Here is a 23,683-nt window from a genome sequence, read left to right as displayed (position 1 = left end):
AGAGAAAGAGCACCCTCATTCTAATTTATAGCTAAAGCAATGAGTACTAATTGGCAAGAGTACTATACAAGCCACACAACGACTGCCCTCGGAGCCGTGCAAGCGGCTGTGAAGAGCGGTGACTTCTTGGTCTTCGGGCACGCAGTAGCGGCTCCCAACGACTTGTCGAAGGCCCTTTATGAAGACCGAGAGCGACTGACTGATGTCAAGGTCTTCCACATGCTGTACTTCGCAGAGCCGTGGCATCTGCGCCCCGAGATGAAGGGGCATGTACGCCCCGTCCTTAACTTCCTAGACAAGAATAGTCGCCTCGCCTTCCGAGAGAAGCGAGTAGACTACCTCCCTTGTCACTTCCATGAACTCCCCAGCTTCTTCCGAGAGGGGATCTATCCTGTGGATGTCGCCTTCATCTCGGTGAGCGAACCCAACGAAGAGGGGTATTGCTCCTTCGGGGTCTCCTGCGACTACACGAAGCCCGCGGCCGAATGCGCCCGCATCGTCGTCGCAGAGGTCAACAAGCAGATGCCCTTCATCGGCGGAGACAACCTCATCCATGTCACGAAGCTCGACTACATCGTCCCCGTAGATCGCCCCCTCGTCGAGATCCCACCCGCTCCCATAGGCCAGGTGGAGCAACGCATCGGAGAGATCTGTGCCGAACTGATCGAGGATGGCGATACGCTTCAGATAGGTATCGGAGCGATCCCTGATGCCGTCCTGCAGTGCCTCAAGGGGCGCCGAGATCTAGGTCTACACACAGAGATGTTCACCGATGGTGTGATGCACATGATCCAGTCGGGCCATGTGACAGGAGAGAAGAAGACCATGCACCATCGCAAGGTCGCTAGCTCCATCATCATGGGCTCCAAGGCGCTCTATGACTTCATCGATCACAATGAGATGATCGAGATGTATCCCGTCGATCACATGAATGACCCCTATGTCATCGGGCAGAATGACCGCATGGTCTCGATCAATTCGTGCCTCGAGATCGACCTATACGGGCAGGTGGCTTCCGAGGCAATTGGCTTGGATCAGTTCAGCGGTACGGGCGGGCAAGTAGACTACCTTCGTGGGGCAAAACGCTCTCGAGGTGGACGCTCTATCCTTGCCTTTACCTCTACGACTAAGGGAGGGACTGTCTCCCGTATTGTCCCCGTCCTTCCTCCAGGCGCTACGGTGACCTCGGGACGTAACGAAGTGGACTACATCGCTACAGAGTACGGAGCGGTGCGCCTCAGGGGATTGACCCTTCGTGAGCGAGCTCTTGCTCTGACGAGTATTGCGCATCCAGACTTCCGCCCAGGGTTGATGGCGGCGATTGAGGAGCGTTTCTCCTAAGGAGATACCTGCTCTTCCTCCTAATATAATGAGCGATGATTACCTAAAAAGCTTAGGCAGTCGTCGCTCGTTTTTAGACCGAAATTGTACCGTTCTTGGTACGCTAGCTTACTCCTCTCCCTAAAAGTAGGTAGCCACTTGGTAGGGTAGTGCTACGATTTGAGACGAATTTATTGGATAAATAGTTTTTTATATGATAAATGCCTACATTTGCCTAGGTACTACTGGAGTCTATGTCGTATAAGTCTTGCCATAGTGACACCACCAAGCTTGAAGGCTCCTACCCAATTACGACCACACGAGTATGCTTAGAGTAATGCGTTTTTCTGATCATCAAGCGGAGCGCTTCTGGCGAATTGAAACGCTGGGAGTGGACTTGATGACTAATTGGGGGAAGATAGGTACATCGGGACGCTATGAAGTGAAGACCTTCCCTAGCGAGACCGAATGTGAAGAACGAGCCCAGCAGTTGATCGACACCAAGATCAAAGCTGGCTACGAAGATTACCCAGAGTTTGATCCCAACCAGTCCTTCTATTACGATGACGATGAGATGGGGCTTCATCCTCTGACCAGCCATCCCGCCTTCCGTAAGTATTTCTCCTCAGAGGTTTACTACTCGAGCATACAGGATGCAGCACCCTTTGGTAATGATGAAGGGAGTGATGCCCTATGGGAGCTCAGTGACTTGCTTCGCCGTAGACCCAAGGCCGACTTGACCAATTATCCCACCTCACTTATCTCAAAGCTCTATCATCTGCCCTTCTGTCCACCCAAGGGTGAGACAAAGGAAGAGCTCGAAGCTCAGCGTGGGATCATCCTCGGTGATCGTGATACTCTGGAGCAACTGAGACGTACCGATCGAGTCATCGTGGCACTAGCATTAGCTCAAGTGAAGATCACGGGCGAACTATCTAAACAACTCTATCAGCTGGCTCTTCGCTCTCTAGAGCGCCTCTCCAAACTCAAGAGTATCGGTGTCACGGTACGTTGCTCAGAGGAGCTCCTTGCTCAGGAGCGATCGGACCTAGAGACTTACGCAGGCTCCGTGCCACTCGTCTAGACATACAAACGCAATACCATGAAAGGAGAACGCCCACTTAGCCTCAAGGCTGAGTGGGCGTCTCCCTTTATATGCTACGGTGAGAGGTCTTAGGCTAAAGGGTATAGATGAGGCGAAGTACTTCGCGGGTATTAGCACCTAGAGCATAAGTGCTATCCGCTACATGCCCCACGAGCCAGAGCGGAGTCTCACCCTTGCAGAGGAGCAGGGCTTCTCTGCGCTCTTGGTGGGTGTACTTCCCATCGATGAAGATGCGACGGAGTAGCTTCTTCCCCTTCATCCCGTAAGGTCGTAGTGCATCGCCTTCTTCTCGAGTGCGAAGGGTAAGTGTAGTCCTCCCCAGTCGATCGTAGTCGAAGAGAGCTACTGTGGGTGGTACTCGTACTCCTCCCTCTAGTTGCTCTATAGGGAGTACTTCCCAAGAGAGCTCCCCTCCGAAGGGTAGAGGCATGCTCCCTCGTGAAGAGATGTCGATGCTTAGGCTGACCTTCTCTGCCTCCTCCCTAGGAAGTAGTTCAAGGTACTTAGCTCCATGGTAGAGGGTGTAGTGTGGAGCATGGAACTTCCTTCCCGCTTCTCCTCCTTTCTTTAGATGCTCTTCAAGATCCAGGATCACCTCACGATTGAAGCCATAGGGACGTAGGAGTTCGAAGAGAAGAGTCCTTCGCTCGGGGTGATGGAGTAGGGGATGAAGCTCGATCTTGTCTTGGCTGAGTAGCTGATCTCGGTAGCGACTGATGCACTCCAGATAGAGGGCTTCCGTGGAGCGTAGATGATCGATCGTCCGAAGGGCTGCCCCTCGGAAAGAGGGATTAAGCTCCTCAAAGAGAGGGATGAGGCGATGACGGATGAGATTACGCTTGTACTGAAGTTCCTTGTTGCTACTATCCTCCCGATAGTCTTGCTTGAGATCACTTAGGTAGGAGAGGATGAGGCTTCGGGGACAAGTTTGTAGCGGACGGATGATCCCCTCCTGAGGCTTGAGGAAGGGCATCCCACTCAGCCCTCGTATCCCCGTACCCATCGATAGGTTGAGTAGGAGGGTCTCTATCTGGTCATCTGCATTATGGGCTACAGCTATGACCGTCTTCCCCTCTGTATGGAAGGTGGAGAACCAGCCGTAGCGCAAGGATCGAGCAGCCATCTCGATCGAGATCCCTTCCTGCTGGGCATAGGCTCGGGTATCAAATCTCTTTACATGGAGAGGAATATGGTACCGCTCACATAGGGCCGATATGAAGGCTTCGTCTTCATCACTCTCGTCGGAGCGGAGGGAGAAGTTGCAGTGCAGCGCTTCAAGACGCTCCTTGTAGCCCAATGCAATCATAGCCATCAGCAGAGCGACCGAATCGGCCCCTCCGCTGATGGCTATGAATATCTTGTCTGTGTAGCTGGCTACGAGCCCATGACACTCGATGGTCTCAGCGACCCGCTGCTCGAGTGTATGGTGCATGAGGTAGCTTAGTTGTGCTGGTGAGCTTCTTCTACCAGCTCTGGATCGACGAGGATACGACCGCAGTATTCGCAGACGATGATCTTCTTGTGAAGCTTCAAGTCTACCTGACGCTGGGGTGGGATCTTGTTGAAGCAGCCACCGCAAGCATCACGGTCGATGGGCACTACGGCAAGACCATTGCGAGCACCCTCGCGGATACGGTTGAAGGCATGGAGTAGACGCTCTTCGATATCCTCTTCGAGTCGGATGGCTTCAGAGCGCAGAGCCTCTTCTTCTTGCTTCGTTTCGCTCTTGATGCGAGAGAGCTCCTCCTGCTTAGCCTCTAGGTCTACTCGACGCTCAGCGATGGTCTCCTTGAGGGAAGTGATACGCTCCTTGCGGTGCTGGATCTCTGCGTTGCCCTCGTTGATACGCTTCTGCGAAAGTTCGATCTCAAGCCCTTGAAATTCGATCTCCTTAGAGAGGTTGTCGTACTCGCGGTTGTTCTTGACGTTGTTGAGCTGTTCCTTGAAGACCTCGATACGCTCCTGCGCCTTTTGGATCTTAGCCTTCTCAGTAGCGACAGCCTGGACTTGGCGCTTGCTGTCCTCTTCGAGATGCTTTAGTCGTGTCTCCATTCCTTCGATCTCATCCTCTAGATCCTGTACTTCGAGGGGAAGTTCGCCTCTGAGGGTCTTGATGTGATCGATCTTGGTGAAGGTCTCTTGCAGGCGGCTCAGTGCGATGAGCTTGTTTGCAATGGTGCGATCAGCAGAGTTGATATTAGCCTCAGGAGTAGCTACCGTAGTGCTTACTTCAGGATCAGCCACTGCTGCCTCTGCCTTAGCCTTGGTAGACTTCTTTGCTGTTGTCGTCTTCTTTGTCGTTGTTTCTTTCGCCATTATGGGTGCTGTAACGCTTTTATAGGATTGGAGTCTAACTCGCTTTGATAGACTGCAAATTTAGGTATTTTCTGTGAGATGATCTGTGCAAAGAGCCGAGTAGCAATGTGTTCGCTCTCGTAGTGCCCTACTGTGGCTAGGATAGGAGCGCCCTCGCAGTCGAAGTAATCGTTGTACTTAGCCTCCCCTGTGATAAGGATATCAGCGCCTGCTCGTTTGGCTTTGGGCCAGAGGAAAGCCCCTGCTCCTCCGCAGATGGCGACACGCTTGACGGAGGTCTTCGTCGTCACGCTATAGCGGAGTTGCTCGGTCTTGAAGTAGCGAGCGATGCGCTCTAGGAAGGAGTCTAGAGGCTCCTCTTCTGCGAGCTCTCCGATGACACCTGCACCGATCCGTGGGTTAAGGTTCGCTAGGCTCGTGATGTTATAGGCTGGAGTCTCATAGGGATGAGCGGAGAGGAGAGCACGCTCTACCTGCGACTGAAGGTAAGAGGGGAAGGTCACGCTCAGGCGCTGCTCCTGCTCCTCGTGCAGACTCCCGACTTCTCCCACAAAGGGTTGAGCCCCGTCAAGGGCTCGGAAGGTGCCCGTGCCCTCGCTGCGGTAGCTACAGCTGTCATAGGCTCCGATCTTCCCCGCTCCAGCAGACCAAAGAGCCTCGGCAACACGGCTGGTGTACTCTGTGGGGACGAAGGTCACGAGCTCCATAAGTGTCCCTCTCTGAGGCTCGAGGCTGGTCACGGAGGAGAGTCCTAGATCCTCGGCGAGAAGATAGTTAAGTCCGCCGTCGGCATTGTCTGCATTCGTATGAGCTGCATATATAGCTAGGTCGTGACGAATAGCGAGGCGTGCACAGCGCTCTATATAGCTATCTGTACCGATCCGCTTTAGTCCCTTGAAGAGAAGAGGATGGTGAGCAATGACGACATTGCACTTCTTCTCGATAGCCTCCAGAAGTACCTGCTCTGTGATATCTACACAGCAGAGCACTCCTGTGGCAGGTAGCGACGGATCACCGACTTGCAGACCACAGTTGTCGTAGCTCTCTTGGAGAGCGGGAGGGAGCAGCTCGGTGATGGCGCTCCAGATGTCCTGTATTCGTATCATGATGACTCGTGCTTCTTTTTCGGGCTTCTACGCTTGAGCCCCGTGATGAGTACGATGACGGAACTTAGGCCTAAGAAGAAGATGAAGAGGGCAGTGCCCCATGAGCCTAGGAAGGGCTGATAGAGGCGGCCGGCGTGGAGCTCTAAGGCAGCCTGCCAGAGAGAATACGGGCTCTCGTTGAGCGCCTCAGGCTGGGGAGCGAAGGGGCGGAGCTGAGCCCCACCATCTGGGAGCACAGAGCGTCCTACCGCTCCATGATCATAGAGGAAGACGAGGTCGTCCTCGGGGCGCTCCCCGGCAAGTAGCCCTGATACTGTGAAGGAGCCTACAGGAGGTCCCATCTTCACCTCACCGACGCTCTCGCCCGTGAAGTAATTATGTATAGGCTCTGCCCACCCTGGGTGTACCTCGAAGAGACCGGTAAAGGAACCGACGAGCCACGAGCCGTCTGCTCGCTGGGCGAAGCCATTGATACCCATCGGGCTTACCTGAGGCTGCAGCTCCCAAGGCTCTGGTTGGGAGGAGAAGTCCTTGAGCTTGAAGAAGCCTTCGCTCGTAGAGAGGAGCCACCCACCTTGGTGCTTATCCTGCCGGATAGCTCGCAGGCGGTCAAACCATGGGTTGTCGCTATAGAGGCTACTGAAGCGGTTAGGTTGAGCCTTGGTGAAGACCAGCGGAAGCATCAAGGGAGGACGAAGCACCCAACCCGTGACGAAGACGAAGAGCACAGCATAGAAGGTCTTCCTGCCTACCGTCTTATGCCACTTGAAGTTGGTAGAGAGCTTTTTAGCGAGTCGATGCTTTCGATCTTCCTCCTTCTTCGTACGCTCTTGACCCTTCTTAGCTTCGAGGCGATGCCGAAGGAAGGTGTAGAAGATCCCCGTTAGTGAGAGGATCATGACAAGCAGACCAAGGAGGTCGACGATGATACGTCCCACGAGACCGAAGTACTCTCCGCTGTGCAGGGCCCAGACGATTTGGAAGAGGAGGATCTTACCCGTGTAGCCTTCGGGCTTCTTCAGTTCGTAGGTCGTCCACTCAGGGGAAGCGAGACTGCGGCGATAGAGGAGTGATCGGCTGAGTAGGAGTACTGAGTCTCCAGAGATCTGAAGGTCAGCCAGTCGGCCATGCACCGAGGAGGGAAGGGGTTGCTCGACCCAGCGTGTCCCCTCGGGGGCAAGCTTGTAGAGGCGATACTGGGAGGCTACCCATACTCCACCAGCACTATCACGAGCCATGGACATGATCTTAGCCTCGTCGGCTCCCGAGACCAAGCCCGAGGTCATCGGCTTAGCCTCTCTCCTTAGGCTACTATCTGTGACCCATACCCCTGCCGAGCCATATATATAGGCTAAGCTATCGGAGCGGAGTACTCCTCGGACGGCACCATTGTTCCACCCTACGAACTGATAGGATCGAGGCAGAGCGCTACGAGGGATGTCTACACTCTGGAGTAAGTCTCGGTGATTGAGCAGGATCCCAGAGAGGGCAGCGAAGAAGAGGAAGAAGCAGAGGGGGATCCCTAGGTACTTGTGGACTTTCTTTGCTTTCATCTAGGGCTCAAGGCTTACTCTTGTCTCCAACTCCGTCTTGAGTTTGCTGAGCACGGGATTGGCATACATCATCAGGAGGCAGCGACGTAGGAACTCTCGGTCAGGGGTTAGGCTCTCAGGGAGGCGGACAAGATCAATGCGGCTCTCGATGTACTGGAGTACATCGCTCTTCTCCTGCTCTGTATAAGCTCCATAGTGGTGCTCGATGCCGTCGATGAGGTCTAGGGCAATGTAGTTGATGGGGAAGAGTTTGTAGTGGCTATGGATCTCTCTATCGATGATGGCGGCGATCGCCTCTACGCTAAGGGATAGCTCGAGAGAAAGTTCTTGGTCGGCGATGAGTTCAGCGAGAGGTCGTCCGATGTGGAAGGAGACCTCACCCTTCCAGCCAAAGATCCCCGTGCGCATGTTGATACCATCGTCTGCGGGGCTCTTCTTGAAGCCCTCGACATCCCGCTTGAGCTGCATCTCTTGAGCCTTGAGGTAGTCACAGGGGTCATACTCGTAGTTGCAGGTGACGGGCACGATATTGAGGGGAGAGATAGCCTGCAGAGGGTCTTTCGTCTGAGCACCTAGGGCAAGCATCTTCAAGAGGGCGGGCTGGGTCTTATCCGTAGAGTCCTTGGAGCGACCTTCACGCTGAGCGATCCAGAGGCTCTTCCCCTCCTGGATAGCATCGTGCATGTATTCGGAGAGGAGACGAGCAGCTAGGAGAACTTCACGTCCCTGAAGGTTGCGTCGGACAAGGAAGCTCCCATTGAGCTTGACCAGAGTCTCGATCCAAGGATAGAGCATGAGGTTGTCCCCGATAGCGATCTCAGGGAACTTCGCCCCCGCATCAGCAAGGAGGACATTGAGGAAGGCCGAGTCTAGGATGATGTCTCGATGATTGGAGACATAGGTATAGGCCCCCTCGGGAGAGATGTGCTCCGTACCTGTGAGTTCGACCGAGGCGCAACACTTCGCCATGATGTGCTTGACCCAGTGGTAGCTCACCCGAGCCTTGAAGTCCTCTACGGTACGGCAAGTGCGGAGGACGGCGACGAGCTCGTCCCAGCTGGTCTCTAGCCCAAGGCTATCATAGACGGCACGTAGGGGCTCGAGGCTGGTCAGGAGCTGTATGGCTGTCTGCACCTCTTCGGGGGCAAGGGGGCGGATGCTTTCGTATTTCTTGAGATCCATAGTTGGCTAAGGTGATAGTTGGCTAGCGAAGATGATCCTGGATGAGATCCGTGAGGAGTTGAGGCATGGTGAGCCCTGCGGCTGCTACCTGCTGAGGGATGAAACTCGTCGGAGTCATCCCTGGTGTCGTGTTTACTTCTAGCAGGGTAGGGATACCATCTGACTCTATGATGTAGTCTACACGTATGATGCCACGTGCATCGATGTGCTGGTAGATCTGGCGGGTCAGCGACTGGATCTCAGCGGTGAGCTCAGCACTGATACGTGCAGGGGTGATCTCCTCGACTGCGCCGTGGTACTTGGCTTCGAAGTCGAAGAAGCTATTCTTAGGCACGACTTCGGTGACGGGCAGGGCGGTGACCTTGTCTCCGAGGCAGTAGCATCCGCAGGTGACCTCTGTACCAGAGATGAAGCGCTCAAGGAGGACTTCATCACATTCGTCGAAGGCAAGGGCGATGGCTTCCTTCAGTGCTTCGGGTGTCTCTACACGGCTGGTAGCCACGCTGGAGCCTCCAGCATTGGGCTTAGCGAAGAGGGGAAGCCCGAGACGAGCTACTAGTTCTTCGGTGGAGGGCTGAGCTTCGCCACGCTTGAGACGCACCGAGTCTGCCACACGGAGCTGAGGGAAGGTGGAGAGGTAGCGATTGCAGTAGTACTTGTTGAAGGTCAGCGCTTCGGTGAGTACGCCCCCCGTATTGTAGGGGACTCCGACGAGGTCTAGATACCCCTGCAGGAGCCCATTCTCTCCAGGGGTGCCATGTACGGTGATGAGGGCATAGTCGATCTTGATGTGCTCCCCTCCAAGCATAAAGCTAAAGTCACACTTGTCTACGGGGATAGGGTCTTGTCCCTCGATTTGGACGAACCAGCCCGTACGCTCGATGACGACGAGGTAGGGATCAAAGAGACTGCGGTCGATCCAAGAGAGTAGTCCAGCTGCACTACGCAGAGAGACGGCATACTCTCCCGAGAAGCCCCCTGCGATGACAGCTATATGAGTTCGATTCATATTTAGATTTTTGATCGTGCTGATAGGATGATTTATACAGAGAACAAAAATACATCTTTCCTCGTTCATTGCCTCGGTATTTCCTTGGCTGAAGCCCTCTATTGGCCTCTCAGCTTCTGATCATAGATCCTCCACATGAAGACCTCTACATACCCCCTAGAGGCACTACTGTAAACTCCTAAGAGGCGCTACTGCTACCTCGAGTGAGGCAACAGTAGAAATCCCATGGAGGTGAAACTTGTCCAATCTCGGACTGACAATGCGAGTAGGCAGGTACTAATTTGTGTATCTTTGTGCACTATTCATTGGAAGAAATGAAGCAATACTTAGACCTGCTCCGCCACATCTTGAGTGAAGGGCATCACAAGGGAGACCGTACAGGTACGGGCACGATCAGTACCTTCGGCTATCAGATGCGCTTTGATCTCAGCAAGGGTTTCCCCCTGCTGACGACGAAGAAGCTCCATCTGAAGAGTATCATCTACGAGCTCCTATGGTTCCTCCGAGGCGATACGAATGTCCGCTACCTCCAAGAGAAGGGCGTGCGGATCTGGAACGAATGGGCTCGTGAAGACGGATCCCTAGGGCCGATCTATGGCTATCAGTGGCGCTCCTGGCCCGACTACAAGGGCGGGCACATCGATCAGATCCAGCAAGTCGTAGACCAGATCCGTCGTGACCCGACCAGTCGACGTATGATCGTCTCGGCGTGGAATGTAGCACAGATCGATGAGATGGCGCTGGCTCCATGCCACTGCCTCATGCAGTTCTACGTCGCCGACGGACGCTTGAGCCTGCAGCTCTATCAGCGCAGTGCTGATGTCTTCTTAGGCGTACCCTTCAACATTGCTTCGTACGCTATGCTCCTTCACATGGTCGCTCAAGTGACGGGTCTAGAAGTAGGGGACTTCGTCCACAGCTTCGGTGATGTCCATATCTATCGCGACCATATCGAGCAGGTAGAGCTTCAGCTGACACGTGAGCCCCGAGAGCTCCCTCAGTTGCGCCTTACCCCTACCATCACTCGGCTTGAGGACTTCGGCTACGAGGACTTCGAGCTCCTAGGCTATGACCCTCATCCGCACATCGCTGGTAAGGTCTCAGTCTAATCACTCATTCGGGCTATTTCATACACTATGCTACTCTCTATCGTCGTGGCTGTGGCCAAGGATGGCGCTATAGGCAAGGGGAATGACTTGCTCTGGCACCTGCCTGGTGACCTCAAGCGCTTCAAGGCGCTGACCACAGGGCATACGATCTTGATGGGACGTAAGACCTTCGAATCCCTCCCCAATGGGCCCTTGCCCCAGCGACGCAATGTCGTCATCAGCCGCTCGCTCCAGAGCTCTGATGGGGTAGAGGTCTTCCCCTCGATCGAGGAAGCTCTCACCGTCCTCTCCGAGAGCGACGACGAAGTCTTCGTCATCGGCGGAGGAGAGATCTACCGTCAGCTCCTAGGGCAGGCACAGCGCATCTACTTGACCGAGGTCGATGCCAGCTTCCCTGATGCAGAGGTCTTCTTCCCTGAGCTTCAGAGCTCGGACTGGGAGGAAGTCCAGCGGACGACCTTCCCTCGCGATGAGCGGAATGAATATGAGAGGCAGCTTGTTGTACTCCACCGGAGGAACTAAGCCCCCGATACAGCTTATCATAATCTATCTACATAAAGAAGATGCAGAAACCAACGATACCGAAGGGCATGCGGGACTTTGGCCCCATAGAGATGGCTCGTCGTAACTATATCTTTGACACCATCCGCCAGGTCTATGCACTCTACGGCTACCGACAGATCGAGACCCCCACGATGGAGCAGCTCTCGACCCTGATGGGTAAGTACGGGGAGGAGGGAGACCGCCTTCTCTTCAAGGTGCTCAACTCGGGAGACGCTCTGAAGGAGCTTTCCGATGACGAGCTCCTCCAGCGCAATGCCATTCACTTTGCCAATAAGGCCTGCGAGAAGGGGCTCCGCTATGACCTCACCGTGCCTTTCGCCCGCTATGTAGTGATGCATCGCTCTGAGCTTACCCTGCCCTTCCGCCGCTATCAGATCCAGCCTGTCTGGAGAGCAGATCGCCCGCAGAAGGGGCGCTATCGTGAGTTCTACCAGTGTGATGCCGATGTCATCGGCTCTACCTCACTGATCAATGAAGTCGAACTCCTAGCGATCATAGACGAGGTCTTCCGTCGCTTCGGGCTCCGTGTCCGCATCCTCCTCAATAACCGCAAGATCTTAGGCGGTATCGCCGAAGTGGCTGGCCAAGCTGACCGCCTCATCGACATCACTACTGCTATCGACAAGCTAGAGAAGATCGGTGAAGAGAAGGTCTTCGATGAACTCAAGGCGAATGGCTTCTCTGAAGAAGCCATCAACAAGCTTCGCCCCTTCCTCGCTCTCTCGGGGACGAACCGAGAGAAGCTAGCCCAACTCAAGGAGCTGCTCGCTTCTTCCGAAGAGGGACGAAAGGGGATCGAGGAACTGGAGTACATCCTTGACCACGTCGAGCGCCTCCAGTTCTCCGCCGAGCTCGTTGTAGACCTTAGTCTTGCTCGTGGCCTCTCTTACTACACCGGTGCTATCCTCGAAGTCAAGGCGCTAGATGCCTCGATGGGGAGTATCTCGGGCGGAGGACGCTACGACAACCTCACTGGTATCTTCGGCCTCGAAGGACTGAGTGGGGTAGGGATCTCCTTCGGTGCAGACCGCATCTATGATGTCCTCATGGAGCTGGGCCTCTTCCCAGAGGAAGCTGAGACGGGGACACAAGTGCTCTTCGCTAACTTCAGCGAAGAAGATGCTGCCTACCTCCTACCACTCGTCGCACAACTTCGCCGTCAGGGCCTTCGCTGCGAACTCTATCCTGAGTCCGTGAAGATGAAGAAGCAAATGAGCTATGCCGACAGCTTGAAGATCCCCTTCGTCGTCCTTGTAGGCGAAGAGGAACGTATGACGGAGACTTTCACCCTTAAGAACATGCAGACGGGTCAGCAGACCAAGCTGAGCCTCGACGAACTGATCCATACATTCGCTCTGCAGCACTAACGCCAGATAATCTATGCCAGATAGTAGTACCCAAGAGCAGGGATACCCACTACTTGATCAGATAGAGACCCCGAGCGACCTCAGACGGCTCAAGCCAGACCAGCTCCCTGCGCTCTGTGCTGAGATTCGTCACTTTATGCTCTCTACGCTCTCCAGCATCCCAGGGCACCTCGGTGCCAATCTCGGTGCTGTCGAGATCACGGTAGCGATGCACTATGTCTTCGATACGCCCCATGATCGGATCGTATGGGACGTAGGGCATCAGGCCTACGTACACAAGATCCTCACGGGACGGCGACGGGACTTCCATACCCTCCGTACTTGGGGGGGCCTAGCAGGCTTCCCCATACCGTCGGAGAGTGAGTACGATACCTTCGCCGCAGGACATGCCTCTAATTCCATCTCGGCAGCTCTAGGGATGGCCGTGGGCACTGCCCTCAAGGAAGAGGATCGACGTGTCGTCGCCTTCATCGGTGACGGAGCGATGTCGGGAGGAATGGCTTTCGAGGGGCTCAACAATGCCTCTTCCTTCCCCAACAACCTGCTGATCATACTGAACGATAACAACATGTCCATCGATAAAAACGTCGGTGGTCTCAATAGGCACATGGTCAACTTACTGACCAATCCTACCTACAACAGCATGCGCTACGACATGTATCGTATGCTGCGTAAGCTCCACATCGTTCACGAGGATCAGCACAAGGATCTACAGCGCTTCAACAACCGAATCAAAGCGCTTCTCTCGGGGCAGACGAACTTCTTCGATAGCTTCAGTATCCGATACCTCGGCCCTACCGATGGGCATGATGTCGTCCACCTCGTGCAGATACTGCAGGATATCCGAGACATGAAGGGCCCCCGTCTCCTTCATATTAGTACCACCAAGGGGAAAGGCTATGTGCCTGCAGAGAAGGAGCCTACGATCTGGCATGCCCCTGGGAAGTTCGACCCCTCTACGGGCGAGCGTATCCAGTCGGTCTCCTCGACGCCACAGCCTCCTAAGTATCAAGATGTCTTCGGCAAGACCTTAGTAGAGCTAGCTGATCGGGACGAGCGTATTGTCTCCGTCACCCCCGCTATGCCTACTGGTTGCTCGATGACCTATATGATGGAGAAGTATCCCAAGCGCTCCTTCGATGTCGGCATCGCTGAAGAGCATGCAGTGACCTTCTCTTCTGGTATGGCGGCGGAAGGCTTTATACCGGTGTGCAATATCTACTCGACCTTCATGCAGCGCGCCTATGATCAGCTCATCCATGATGTAGCGCTAACGCAGAGCCACGTGGTCTTCTGCCTTGATCGTGCTGGCCTTGTCGGCGAAGATGGGGCAACACACCAAGGGGCCTTCGATATTGCTTATCTCCGGACGATACCTAGCATGACTGTCTGCTCCCCTTATGACGAGGTACAGCTACGACATCTCATGTATTCCGCCGCTTTCGATTGGGTAGGGCCTGTAGCCATTCGCTACCCTCGTGGATCGGGATCTGTAGTAGACTGGCAGCAGCCGATGCAGTCCTACCCCCATGCTCGAGCACGTGTCTTGAGCGAAGGCTCTTCCCTTGCGATCCTTAGCTTAGGGCCCATAGGAGTGTCTGCTACGCACGTTGTAGATCGACTGAAGGCAGAGGGGTATAGTGTTGCGCATATCGACTTAGTCTTCGCTAAGCCTCTTGATGAAGCCTGCCTAAAGGAAGTCTTTGCTTCGACTCAGAAGATCCTTACCATCGAGGAGGGTTGTCTCAATGGAGGTGTAGGCTCGGCGATCCTGCAGCTAGCTATGCAGGAGGACTATACGGGACGTGTCAAGACGCTTGGTCTGCCCGATGAATTCATACCTCATGGTACTCCTCAGGAGCAGAAGCTCTACTGCGGGCTCGATGAAGAGTCCATCTACCAAGCAGCTAAGCAGCTCTTGGTCCATTAGTCTTACTGGATAAACGATAGAGCATGAGAATAGTCATCGCTGGCGCTGGTGAGGTCGGGACGCACCTAGCGAAGATGCTCTCCAATGAGGAGCAGAATATCGTCCTGATGGATGCCGATGCTAAGAAGCTCGAGCGAGCAAGTCATCACCTAGAGGTCTTGCCCGTGGAGGGGAGTCCCACGCTCCTGTCTGATCTGGAGCGGGCGCACGTAGAGGGTGCAGACCTCTTCGTAGCGGTAACTCCTGATGAGTCCACCAACATCATGGCTTGCCTTCTCGCTAAGCGTGTGGGGGCTCGACACACGATCGCTCGTATCAACAATGCCGAGTACCTCGAAGGCGAGTACAATACCCTCATGGAGGAGCTAGGCGTAGACTCTATGATCTATCCCGAGGAGCTCGCCGCCAACGAGATCGCAGCGATCACCGAGTATCCCTGGGCAAGACAGTACATCACCCTCTTCAATGGTGCTCTGGCACTTGTAGGGGTGAAGGTGCGCAATGGCTCTCCCATCGTCGGGAAATACCTCAAGGATCTAAGTGGTCTACTGAAGGTAGAGGAGGAGAAGAGCTTCCACGTCGTAGCCATCAAGAGAGACTTCGATACCCTCATCCCACGAGGCGATACGCTCATCGAGCACAATGACCTGGTCTTCTTCACCTGCGCTGTCGATCATATCGATGTCGTACGCAAGCTGGCGGGCAAGGAAGCCCCCGAGGTACGCCGTATGGTCATCATGGGGGCTAGCCCTGTGGCGCTACGCACGATCTCCAAGATCCCTGAGGATATAAAGATCGCCCTCGTCGAGATCGACAAGGAGAAGTGCCTACGTCTCTCGGAGCAACTTCCCCGCAATGTCGAGATCTACCACGGCGATGGTCGTGACCCCGAGATCACCAATGAAGTAGGGCTGGAGGATGCTCAAGTCTTCGTTGCCCTGACCGAGAACTCCGAGACCAACGTCCTAGCCTGCCTTGCAGCCAAGCGCTACAATGTCTACAAGACAGCGGCCAAGGAAGAGAACATCGACTACATACCGCTGGCCTACCGCCTCGATATCGGTACACTGATCAATAAGAAGCTGCTCGCTGCTGGCTACATCTACAGGACGCTCCTAGGGCAGGAGACGGGGCAAGTCACCTGCCTCTCCCTCGTAAGCAATGCGGAGGTCATCGAGCTCGTCGCACGCCGAGACTCCCGCATCGTCGGTCAGCCCATCCGTGAGCTCAAGCTCCCAGCGAACATGACCTTCGGAGGGATGATGCGCAATGGCCGTCCCTGCATGATCGATGGGGATACGATCCTAGAGCCCTATGATCATGTCGTGATCTTCTATCACGACCTTCCACTCAATACACTGAAGGAGCTCTTCTAGCTAAGCTAGGACTCTCTATCCGCTATGCACTCGATCAACTTCCGTTTCATCAGTCGCATCCTCGGGATGATGTGCTTTGTCGAAGGGCTGATGATGCTACTGGTCGTCCTGACAGCACTTATTTATGGCGAGGGGCTTCTACCGTGGGCCGTGACCATCGGGGCTTTCTTTGCCCTGGGGTCGATACTCCTGCACTTCGGGAGGAGGCTCAAGAAGAAGTTCGCCTCCCGCAGAGAGGGTATGCTGGCCGTGACGCTAGTATGGCTTCTACTCTCACTTGTGGGGATGCTTCCCTTCCTCCTCACGGGCTCTCTGGAGAGACCCATCGATGCTTTCTTCGAGACGATATCAGGCTTCACTACGACGGGGGCTACGGTCTTCAATGAGGTCGAGAGCCTGCCTCACTCCATCCTCCTCTGGCGCAGTCTCACTCAGTGGCAGGGGGGGCTCGGTATCGTCGTCTTCACCGTTGCCCTTGTCCCGATCTTCGGGGGCGGTGCTAGCCAGATCTACAATGCCGAGACTACGGGCATCACGCATGACCGCTTCCTACCACGCATCTCTGATGTCGCCAAGTGCCTCTGGGCCGTCTACTTCGTAGAGACGCTTCTGCTCTTTACTCTCCTGTGGGCAGGGCCTATGGGATGCTTCGATGCCGTATGTCATGCCTTTACGTGTATCTCTACCGGGGGCTACTCGACACGAGATGCCAGCGTCGCTGCCTTCGACTCCGCTTATGTGGAGTATGTACTCTCGCTCTTCATGTTCATCGGGAGTCTCAATCTCACCTTGGTCTACTTCGCAGCTACGGGTAAGCCCAAGCGCCTCTTCAAGGATGAAGAGTTCCGCTTCTTGACCTTCTTCATCCTGACGATCTCAGTGATCACGACGATCTGGCTGTGGGTACAAGGGGAATATCCTTCGCTTGAAACGACCTTCCGTCAGTCCCTATTCACGACATTGTCTTTAGGGTCAAGTACGGGATATACAGTCTCTGATATTACGCTCTGGGGACCCTTCTTCTGGATGCTGGCTTTGCTCTTGATGTTCGTCAACGGCTGTGCTGGTTCTACCTCGGGGGGGCTAAAGGCTTCGCGCTTCCTTGTACTGATCAAAAACCTCTACAACGAGTTCAAGAAGCAGATCCACCCTCACCTGCTGACTCCCGTTCTGATCAATGGTCGCCAGCTCAGCGTGAGCGTGGTGCATCAGATCCTTGCCTTCTGTGTCCTCTATGTCGCTTTAATCTTCGTCGGGGCATCACTTCTGATGCTCGATGATAATGGCTTTGTATCAAGTATTAGTATCGCTTGCTCGGCAGTCAGCAATTCAGGCCCTGGTATCGGGGAGTATTCTGCGAGCGTAGCGGGGGCGGGTACGTTCTCCAAGTCGATCCTTTGCTTCCTAATGCTTGCTGGCCGTCTGGAGGTCTTCACGGTCATCGGGATCTTGACCCCTCACTTCTGGAAGCGCTAAAGGGATTGCCCTAGGTAAGCTTATTAAGCGAGGGTAGGGTAAGCCTTAGCCTTCTCCTAAGATCATAAATTCGTTCCTCCCAAGGAGGCACTAGTACTCCCACCGAAGAGGCACCAGTAGTAACTCAGTTGAGGCGCTACTGGTGCCTCTTCGATGTTTCTGTTGATATGCTTTTAGGATTGCTTAGTGGAGTCTCGGAGCGGCCTAGCTAGGAGCTCCCTCGGGAGAAGAAGCTCTTCCTAGTTACCTGTGCCACTTCCCTTGTTCTGGGAAATACTTGGCTCCTCTTAGCCGGCTGCATGTAGCAAAACGGAGACTTCGGGGGTAGTGGCGAAAGATAGGCCAGCTCTGTGCGTCGAGGTAATTACCCTTTGTTTGTGTTTCACGTTTATATTTTCCGATGGAAACTTTGTACGCTGGTGGATTTTTATATCTTTGCACTCGTTCTCCTAGAGTATATGCTCTGGTGAGAGCTCCCAAGACAAGTAATGATACCTAACTGATGAAAGAAAATAACCAGCGTATGCGCTACCTTATCATTGGCGGAGTAGCCGGTGGAGCTACTGCAGCAGCACGACTAAGACGACTCACCGAAGAGGCTGAGATCATCCTCTTTGAGAAGGGGGAATATATCTCCTATGCCAACTGTGGCTTGCCCTACTACATCGGTGGGGTGATCGAGGAGCGTGACCGCCTCTTCGTTCAGACCCCTGAGGCATTTGGCAAGCGCTTTGCCATAGATGTTCGTACCCAGAGCGAGGTCGTCGCCATCGACCCAGCGAGCAAAGTGGTCACCGTGAAGACTGCTGACGGTCGGACCTATACAGAGGCTTATGACAAGCTTCTCCTCTCTCCAGGGGCTGCACCCGTGCGTCCTCCCCTGCCAGGAATTGACCTAGAGGGGATCTTCACCCTGCGTAATGTCCAGGATACCGACCGCATTAAGTCATACCTCTCGAAGCATCAGGTACGCCGAGCAGTCATCGTAGGTGGTGGCTTCATCGGACTAGAGATGGCGGAGAACCTCGTACACGCAGGAGCCGAAGTCTCCGTCGTCGAGATGGCTCCTCAGGTCATGGCACCCATGGACTACTCGATGGCAGCTTTCGTCCATGAGCATCTACGAGAGCAAGGGGTGAAGCTCTTCCTCGAGCAGGCGGTCCAGTCTTTTGAGCAAGTAGGAGAGGGGCTGGCTGTGCACTTCCAGTCAGGCATCTCGCTAGAGACCGATCTCGTGATCCTATCCATCGGGGTGCGTCCCGAGACCAAGCTTGCCACCGAAGCAGGGCTACGCATCGGGGAAGCGAGAGGGATCTTTGTCAATGAGTACCTACAGACCTCCGATCCCGATATCTATGCTGTCGGTGATGCGATCGAATTCCCACATCCTCTGACGGGTAAGCCTTGGCTCAACTACCTCGCTGGGCCTGCCAATCGTCAGGCTCGCCTCGTGGCGGACAACATCCACCTCGGCAACCATCAGAGCTACGAAGGGGCTATCGGTACAGCCATAGCCAAGGTCTTTGACCTCACGGTAGCTACCACAGGGCTACCCGCTAAGCGTCTTCGCCAGCTGGAGCTGCCCTATCTCTCGGCTACGATCCACACCGCCTCACATGCAGGCTATTACCCTGGTGCTCGTCAGATGGATATCAAGATCACCTTCTCGCCTACTGACGGCAGACTCTACGGAGCACAGATCGTCGGCTACGAAGGGGTAGACACACGCATCGACCAGTATGCCCTAGCCATCAAGCGTGGAGCTACCGTCGGAGAGCTTACCCAGCTAGAGCATGCCTATGCTCCGCCTTTCTCCTCGGCGAAGGATCCCGTGGCTATCTCTGGCTACGTAGCGAGCAACATCCTTTCGGGGAAGATGCTTCCGCTCTACTGGCGTGAGCTCCGTGATGCTCGCCTCGATGAGATCACCCTCGTCGATGTGCGTACGGAGTACGAAGCTCGCCTAGGGTCACTACCAGGGGCGATCAACATTCCCCTAGATGACCTCCGTGAGCGCCTAGGGGAGATCCCAAGCAATAAGCCCGTCTGGCTCTTCTGCGGTGTCGGGCTACGTGGCTATCTGGCATCCAATATCCTACGAGCTAATGGCTTCGGCGAAGTCCGCAACCTTATCGGGGGGATCAAGACCTATCGTGCAGCTACAGCTCCCAATCTTCTGCCAGATACGACCTCTGACTCTTCAGTGAAGACCCCTTCCTCCGACAACGATCCTTCGCCTGCATTGGCAAGCGTGCATCAGCTCAATGCCTGCGGTCTACAGTGCCCAGGTCCTATCATTCAGCTCAAGCAAGCTATGGAGGCGCTCTCCCCAGGGGAGATCCTAGAGGTGCAAGCTACGGATGCTGGCTTCCCCCGAGATGCAGAAGCGTGGTGTCACTCCACGGGGCACCGCTTCCTCTCCAAGGCTGCTTCGGGTGGTGTCTATACCGCTCGCATAGAGAAGGCTTCCCCCTGTGCCATAGCCACTGCTCAGACTCAAGACGGAGGGCATGGCAAGACCTTCATTCTCTTCAGTGAAGATCTAGATAAGGCGCTGGCCACCTTCATCCTCGCTAATGGTGCAGCGGCAACAGGTACGAAGGTCAGCATCTTCTTCACCTTCTGGGGGCTCGGTGCTATTAAGAAGGAATGTAAGCCCTCTGTGAAGAAGGACTTCCTCGCCCGTCTCTTCGCTTGGATGCTTCCCTCGGACTCGAGACAGCTTCCTCTCTCTAAGATGAACTTCCTCGGCATAGGGCCTCGCCTCATGCGCTACTTGATGCGCTCTAAGGGTGTCGATAGCCTCGAGACGCTTCGTCAGCAAGCGCTGGATCAGGGGGTAGAGTTCATCGCCTGCCAGATGTCTATGGATGTCCTTGGCATTGATCGGAGTGAACTCCTCGACGAAGTCACTGTCGCTGGGGTCGCCTCGTACATGGAGCGAGCTGAGCGTTCGCGTGTCAATCTCTTCATCTAACCCCTGCACATGGAGCCCGTACAGTCTATCTGCCTGATGCGTGATCTCGCTAGGGCCTTGGCCGAACTAGAAGGAGCGCTGGATGAAGCCTTCGCCCTCTCCCTCAATGAGGCGATGACGCTCTGTGCCATTGCCCAAGAGCGTGTCCCTGCTTCCTTCGTCAGTGAGCAGACGGGGCTGAGTGCCTCACTGACCTCACGGGTAGTCAATGCCCTAGAGGAGCGAGGCTTCGTCATTCGTAGCTTGGGACGAGAAGACCGCCGTCAGGTGTTCTTTGAATTGACCTCCGAGGGAAGCAGCCTGCTGGCTCGTCTGAGGGTACATCCTTTTGTCTTGCCCAAGTTCTTGCAGGGCTTGCCTCTCGAGTCGCTTTTATCCTAAGCGACAGCACTAAGAGAAGAGGGCTTCGCCTACCAGTAGGGAAGGGAGATCACTCCCACCTATCGGTAGACGAAGCCCTCTCTGTATCTATGGGGGCAAAAGGCTTGGGGCGTACAGACTAAGCTAGCGCTTGAGGAGCTGGAAGGAGCAGCTTAGACTATCGACAAGCAGAAGATGATCGGAGAGCGGAGATCTGAGGCCGAGTAGGAACTTGAGTGCCTCTGCTCCCGCTATGCTCCCTAGTAGAGCGGGGGTGGAGGAGATCACGGGGATAGGAGGTGAGCTAGCGGAAGACTCCGCCGAGGAACTAGGGCTCTCGGGGAAGAGTTCGCAGTATCCTTTGCCCTCGGGAGGGAAGAGGGCCACCTGCCCGCTCCAGCCATCAAGCGAAGTGTAGAGCCAGTGCTGACCCGCTCCCCTTGCAAAGCTGTCGATGAGACGGCGAGCCTCTTCATTGTCCGTAGCATCAAGGATCAAGTCAACTCCAGAGAGAAGCTGATGGACATTCGCTGGATATAGAGGCTCGATGGAGGTCTTGATGGTGCAGTGAGGGTTATTAGCTCTCAAGCGCCGAGCAGCGAGCACGGCCTTATATCCCCCGATCTCCTCGGTAGTGTAGAGGGTCTGGCGAGGAAGGTTGCTTCTAGAGACGACATCTCCATCCACGATCAAGATATGCCCGACACCAGCCCCCGCCAGTAGCGGTAGGAGGGTGGAGCCTAGCCCTCCAGCACCGATCACCGCTATGGACTTATGGACTAGTCGCTCTTGCCCCTCTATCCCGACTTCGGGTAGGAGGATCTGGCGGGCATAGCGCTCCTGCCATTCATCAGACCTCACTGCTTCTCTTCGGCTTTGCCTTACATCCATGTATCCCAATCCTTCCAAACGGGTTCATAGCCCACGGAGCGCAGGTACGTGACGAATTCCTCTGGACTACGGCCGTCATTGATGGTGAATTGCTCCAGGTCCTCATGCTGCTCGGCATAGCCTCCTGGTTCTGTATGGCTCCCCGCACTCATGCTCGTGATACCGAGGGGAAGGACATGATTGCGCAGCGTCTCCGACTCTCGTGTGGAGAGGGAGATCTCGACATGGGGATCGAGGAGACGGAAGGCAAGGATGAGCTGCACAAGGCCTAAGTCATCTATCGGACAAGAGGGTTTGTAAGCTCCTGCCGCAGGGCGCAGGCGAGGTAGCGAAATGGAGTAGCGAGTCTGGCGATACTTCTTCTTGAGGTAGCTTAGATGTAGTGCAGTGAAGGTACTATCCGTACGCCATTCTTCGAGGCCGAGGAGAGCCCCCAGTCCGATCTTCTCTATCCCTGCCTGTGCGATGCGATCGGGGGTCTCTAGGCGGTAGCGGAAGTCTGCCTTCTTCCCCGCAAGGTGATAGCGGGGATAGTTCGCCTCGTGGTAGGTCTCCTGATAGACGCATACGTAGCTGATACCAGCCTCGCCGAGGGCTTGGTATTGCTCTGTGGTGAGTGGCTGTACTTCTAGGGAGAGCTGTGCGAAGTGAGGACGCAGATGCTTCACCACCTCAAGGTAGTACTTCCAGGAGGAGCTACGCAGATCCTCTCCACTTACCAGTAGCAGATGCCTGAAGCCAAGCCTCTTGATCGCCTCTACTTCCCGATTGATCTCCGAGAGAGTGAGCTGGCGACGGTGGATCTTATTCTCCTTGCTGAAGCCACAGTAGACACAGCTATTGGAGCAGATATTAGAGAGGTAAAGGGGGAGGTAGAGCTGAAGGGTCTTGCCGTAGCGCTCAATGGTCAGTCGGTTGGCTTCACGAGCCATCACCTCCAGATAGGGTATCGCCGCTGGAGAGACGAGAGCCATGAAGTCCTCTGTCGTGCGGTAGGGGTGAGAAATAGCTCGCTCAACATCCTCCGCCGTCTGGTCGTAAATACTCCTGCGGAGAGCCTCAAAGTCATACCTCCGAAGGAAATCGTATGCTGTAGTCTCCACGGGATCTATTTTGTAGCAAAGAGGAATGAAGTGAAGGGGGAGGAGGCTTCTGCCTCCATCCGCTGAGGAGCGAGCTTAGCTAGGTAAGCCCGACGACCCGCTTCGACTCCTAGACGGAAGGCTTCGGCCATGCCTACGGGATCTTGGGCTGTGGCGATGGCGGTATTGACGAGGACGGCATCGGCTCCCATCTCCATACACTCCGCCGCATGGCTTGGAGAGCCTATCCCAGCATCGACGACGACGGGGATCGAGCTCTCTGCGATGATGATCCTGAGAAGTGCTCGTGTGTCTAGTCCCCTATTACTACCGATCGGAGCGGCTAAGGGCATCACCGTGGCACAACCTACCTCTTCTAATCGCTTGCAGAGAACAGGGTCGGCTTGGACGTAGGGCAAGACGATGAAGCCTCGCTTTACTAGTTCTTCCGCCGCATGAAGGGTCTCGATGGGGTCGGGCATGAGGTAGCGGGGATCGGGGTGGATCTCTAGCTTGAGCCAGTCGGTCTCTAGTGCTTCTCGCCCGAGCTCAGCAGCGAGGATCGCTTCCTTGGTGGTACGTGCTCCACTCGTATTCGGCAGTAGGGAAAGCCCTGGGCGATCAAGCGGGGAGAGCATGTCGTCCGAAGAGGTATTGCCCAGCTCTACTCGCTTGAGGGCTACGGTCACGAGTTCAGTACCCGAGGCTTCTACGGCCTGAGCCATCAGTGAGGGGGAGGCAAACTTGCCTGTCCCGAGGAATAAGTGGGAGTGGAAGGTCTTGTTCGCTATAGTTAGCATGGGGCTGTGGTATTTACAGTAGATGTGTGATAATCGGAGTGTAGGTCAATCGAGGTCGCTTCCTCAAGAAGGGCACCACTCATAGCGAGCCCATAGATGCCTGTAGCGTAGAGTGCAGGAGCATCTTCTAGGCGGATCCCTCCGATAGCATAGATGGGGA

General features: G+C 55.0%; 19 protein-coding genes. 10 read left to right on the top strand and 9 right to left on the bottom strand.

Features of this window, described 5'->3' with window-relative positions:
• Positions 1-39: 39 nt before the first annotated feature.
• On the top strand, positions 40-1,341 hold the full coding sequence (locus Q0336_RS03655; protein WP_298525826.1) for an acetyl-CoA hydrolase/transferase C-terminal domain-containing protein: 1,302 nt from the start codon (positions 40-42) through the stop codon (positions 1,339-1,341).
• A gap of 316 nt (positions 1,342-1,657) precedes the next feature.
• Positions 1,658-2,404, top strand: coding sequence for a WGR domain-containing protein (locus Q0336_RS03650; RefSeq protein WP_298525825.1), 747 nt, complete (start codon positions 1,658-1,660; stop codon positions 2,402-2,404).
• A gap of 94 nt (positions 2,405-2,498) precedes the next feature.
• Here Q0336_RS03650 and tilS read toward each other — a convergent pair whose 3' ends face one another.
• The 6 genes from tilS to Q0336_RS03620 are packed head-to-tail and all read right to left on the bottom strand — an operon-like array spanning position 2,499 to position 9,591.
• Positions 2,499-3,857 carry a tRNA lysidine(34) synthetase TilS gene (gene tilS / locus Q0336_RS03645; protein ID WP_298525822.1) on the bottom strand — a complete coding sequence of 453 codons (1,359 nt, stop codon included), beginning with the start codon at positions 3,855-3,857 and terminating at the stop codon, positions 2,499-2,501.
• A gap of 8 nt (positions 3,858-3,865) precedes the next feature.
• Positions 3,866-4,741, bottom strand: coding sequence for a C4-type zinc ribbon domain-containing protein (locus Q0336_RS03640; RefSeq protein WP_298525820.1), 876 nt, complete (start codon positions 4,739-4,741; stop codon positions 3,866-3,868).
• On the bottom strand, positions 4,741-5,847 hold the full coding sequence (locus Q0336_RS03635) for a Nif3-like dinuclear metal center hexameric protein (RefSeq protein WP_298525818.1): 1,107 nt from the start codon (positions 5,845-5,847) through the stop codon (positions 4,741-4,743). The genes Q0336_RS03640 and Q0336_RS03635 overlap by 1 nt, the downstream gene beginning before the upstream one ends.
• Entirely contained in the window at positions 5,844-7,400 is a 1,557-nt protein-coding gene (locus Q0336_RS03630; protein WP_298525817.1) for a PepSY domain-containing protein, read from the bottom strand. The genes Q0336_RS03635 and Q0336_RS03630 overlap by 4 nt, the downstream gene beginning before the upstream one ends.
• A complete protein-coding gene (locus Q0336_RS03625; RefSeq protein ID WP_298525815.1) occupies positions 7,401-8,582 on the bottom strand; it encodes a 1-acyl-sn-glycerol-3-phosphate acyltransferase in 1,182 nt (393 codons plus the stop codon). It lies immediately after the preceding gene.
• Between the two features lie 22 nt (positions 8,583-8,604).
• Positions 8,605-9,591, bottom strand: coding sequence for a D-alanine--D-alanine ligase (locus Q0336_RS03620; protein WP_298525812.1), 987 nt, complete (start codon positions 9,589-9,591; stop codon positions 8,605-8,607).
• A 314-nt stretch (positions 9,592-9,905) separates the two neighbouring features.
• On the opposite strand from Q0336_RS03620, the gene Q0336_RS03615 reads away from it, so the two are divergent.
• From Q0336_RS03615 to Q0336_RS03580, 8 genes are all read left to right on the top strand, one after another.
• Positions 9,906-10,700: a thymidylate synthase gene (locus Q0336_RS03615; protein ID WP_298525810.1), complete on the top strand. Its 795-nt coding sequence runs from the start codon at positions 9,906-9,908 to the stop codon at positions 10,698-10,700.
• 27 nt (positions 10,701-10,727) lie between these two features.
• Positions 10,728-11,222 carry a dihydrofolate reductase gene (locus tag Q0336_RS03610; protein ID WP_298525808.1) on the top strand — a complete coding sequence of 165 codons (495 nt, stop codon included), beginning with the start codon at positions 10,728-10,730 and terminating at the stop codon, positions 11,220-11,222.
• Between the two features lie 41 nt (positions 11,223-11,263).
• Entirely contained in the window at positions 11,264-12,631 is a 1,368-nt protein-coding gene (gene hisS, locus Q0336_RS03605; RefSeq protein ID WP_298525806.1) for a histidine--tRNA ligase, read from the top strand.
• Positions 12,632-12,644: 13 nt separating this feature from the next.
• Complete coding sequence (dxs, locus tag Q0336_RS03600; RefSeq protein WP_298525804.1) at positions 12,645-14,561, top strand: 1-deoxy-D-xylulose-5-phosphate synthase; 1,917 nt, start codon at positions 12,645-12,647, stop codon at positions 14,559-14,561.
• Positions 14,562-14,584: 23 nt separating this feature from the next.
• Positions 14,585-15,937 carry a Trk system potassium transporter TrkA gene (gene trkA, locus Q0336_RS03595; protein WP_298525802.1) on the top strand — a complete coding sequence of 451 codons (1,353 nt, stop codon included), beginning with the start codon at positions 14,585-14,587 and terminating at the stop codon, positions 15,935-15,937.
• Positions 15,938-15,961: 24 nt separating this feature from the next.
• Positions 15,962-17,413: a TrkH family potassium uptake protein gene (locus Q0336_RS03590; protein WP_298525800.1), complete on the top strand. Its 1,452-nt coding sequence runs from the start codon at positions 15,962-15,964 to the stop codon at positions 17,411-17,413.
• 523 nt (positions 17,414-17,936) lie between these two features.
• Complete coding sequence (locus Q0336_RS03585) at positions 17,937-20,390, top strand: FAD-dependent oxidoreductase (RefSeq protein WP_298525875.1); 2,454 nt, start codon at positions 17,937-17,939, stop codon at positions 20,388-20,390.
• Positions 20,391-20,399: 9 nt separating this feature from the next.
• The gene (locus tag Q0336_RS03580) at positions 20,400-20,771 is read left to right on the top strand and encodes a winged helix DNA-binding protein (protein ID WP_298525798.1); all 372 of its coding nucleotides are present in this window, start codon (positions 20,400-20,402) and stop codon (positions 20,769-20,771) included.
• A 123-nt stretch (positions 20,772-20,894) separates the two neighbouring features.
• Here the strand turns inward: Q0336_RS03580 and Q0336_RS03575 are convergent, their stop codons facing one another.
• Genes Q0336_RS03575 through Q0336_RS03565 form a run of 3 tightly spaced genes read right to left on the bottom strand, consistent with a single transcriptional unit; the run spans position 20,895 to position 23,523 of the window.
• Positions 20,895-21,641, bottom strand: a complete 747-nt coding sequence (locus Q0336_RS03575) for a HesA/MoeB/ThiF family protein (RefSeq protein ID WP_298525797.1) — start codon at positions 21,639-21,641, stop codon at positions 20,895-20,897.
• The gene (thiH, locus tag Q0336_RS03570; protein ID WP_298525795.1) at positions 21,632-22,744 is read right to left on the bottom strand and encodes a 2-iminoacetate synthase ThiH; all 1,113 of its coding nucleotides are present in this window, start codon (positions 22,742-22,744) and stop codon (positions 21,632-21,634) included. Before thiH ends, Q0336_RS03575 begins: the two co-directional genes overlap by 10 nt.
• 5 nt (positions 22,745-22,749) lie before the next feature.
• Positions 22,750-23,523 carry a thiazole synthase gene (locus Q0336_RS03565; protein ID WP_298525793.1) on the bottom strand — a complete coding sequence of 258 codons (774 nt, stop codon included), beginning with the start codon at positions 23,521-23,523 and terminating at the stop codon, positions 22,750-22,752.
• Between the last annotated feature and the right edge of the window lie 160 nt (positions 23,524-23,683).

It is taken from the genome of uncultured Porphyromonas sp. (assembly GCF_938039215.1).
Classification (GTDB): domain Bacteria; phylum Bacteroidota; class Bacteroidia; order Bacteroidales; family Porphyromonadaceae; genus Porphyromonas.
The sequence above is the reverse complement of the archived record's forward strand: the minus strand, read 5'-3'. Positions and strand labels throughout refer to the sequence as shown.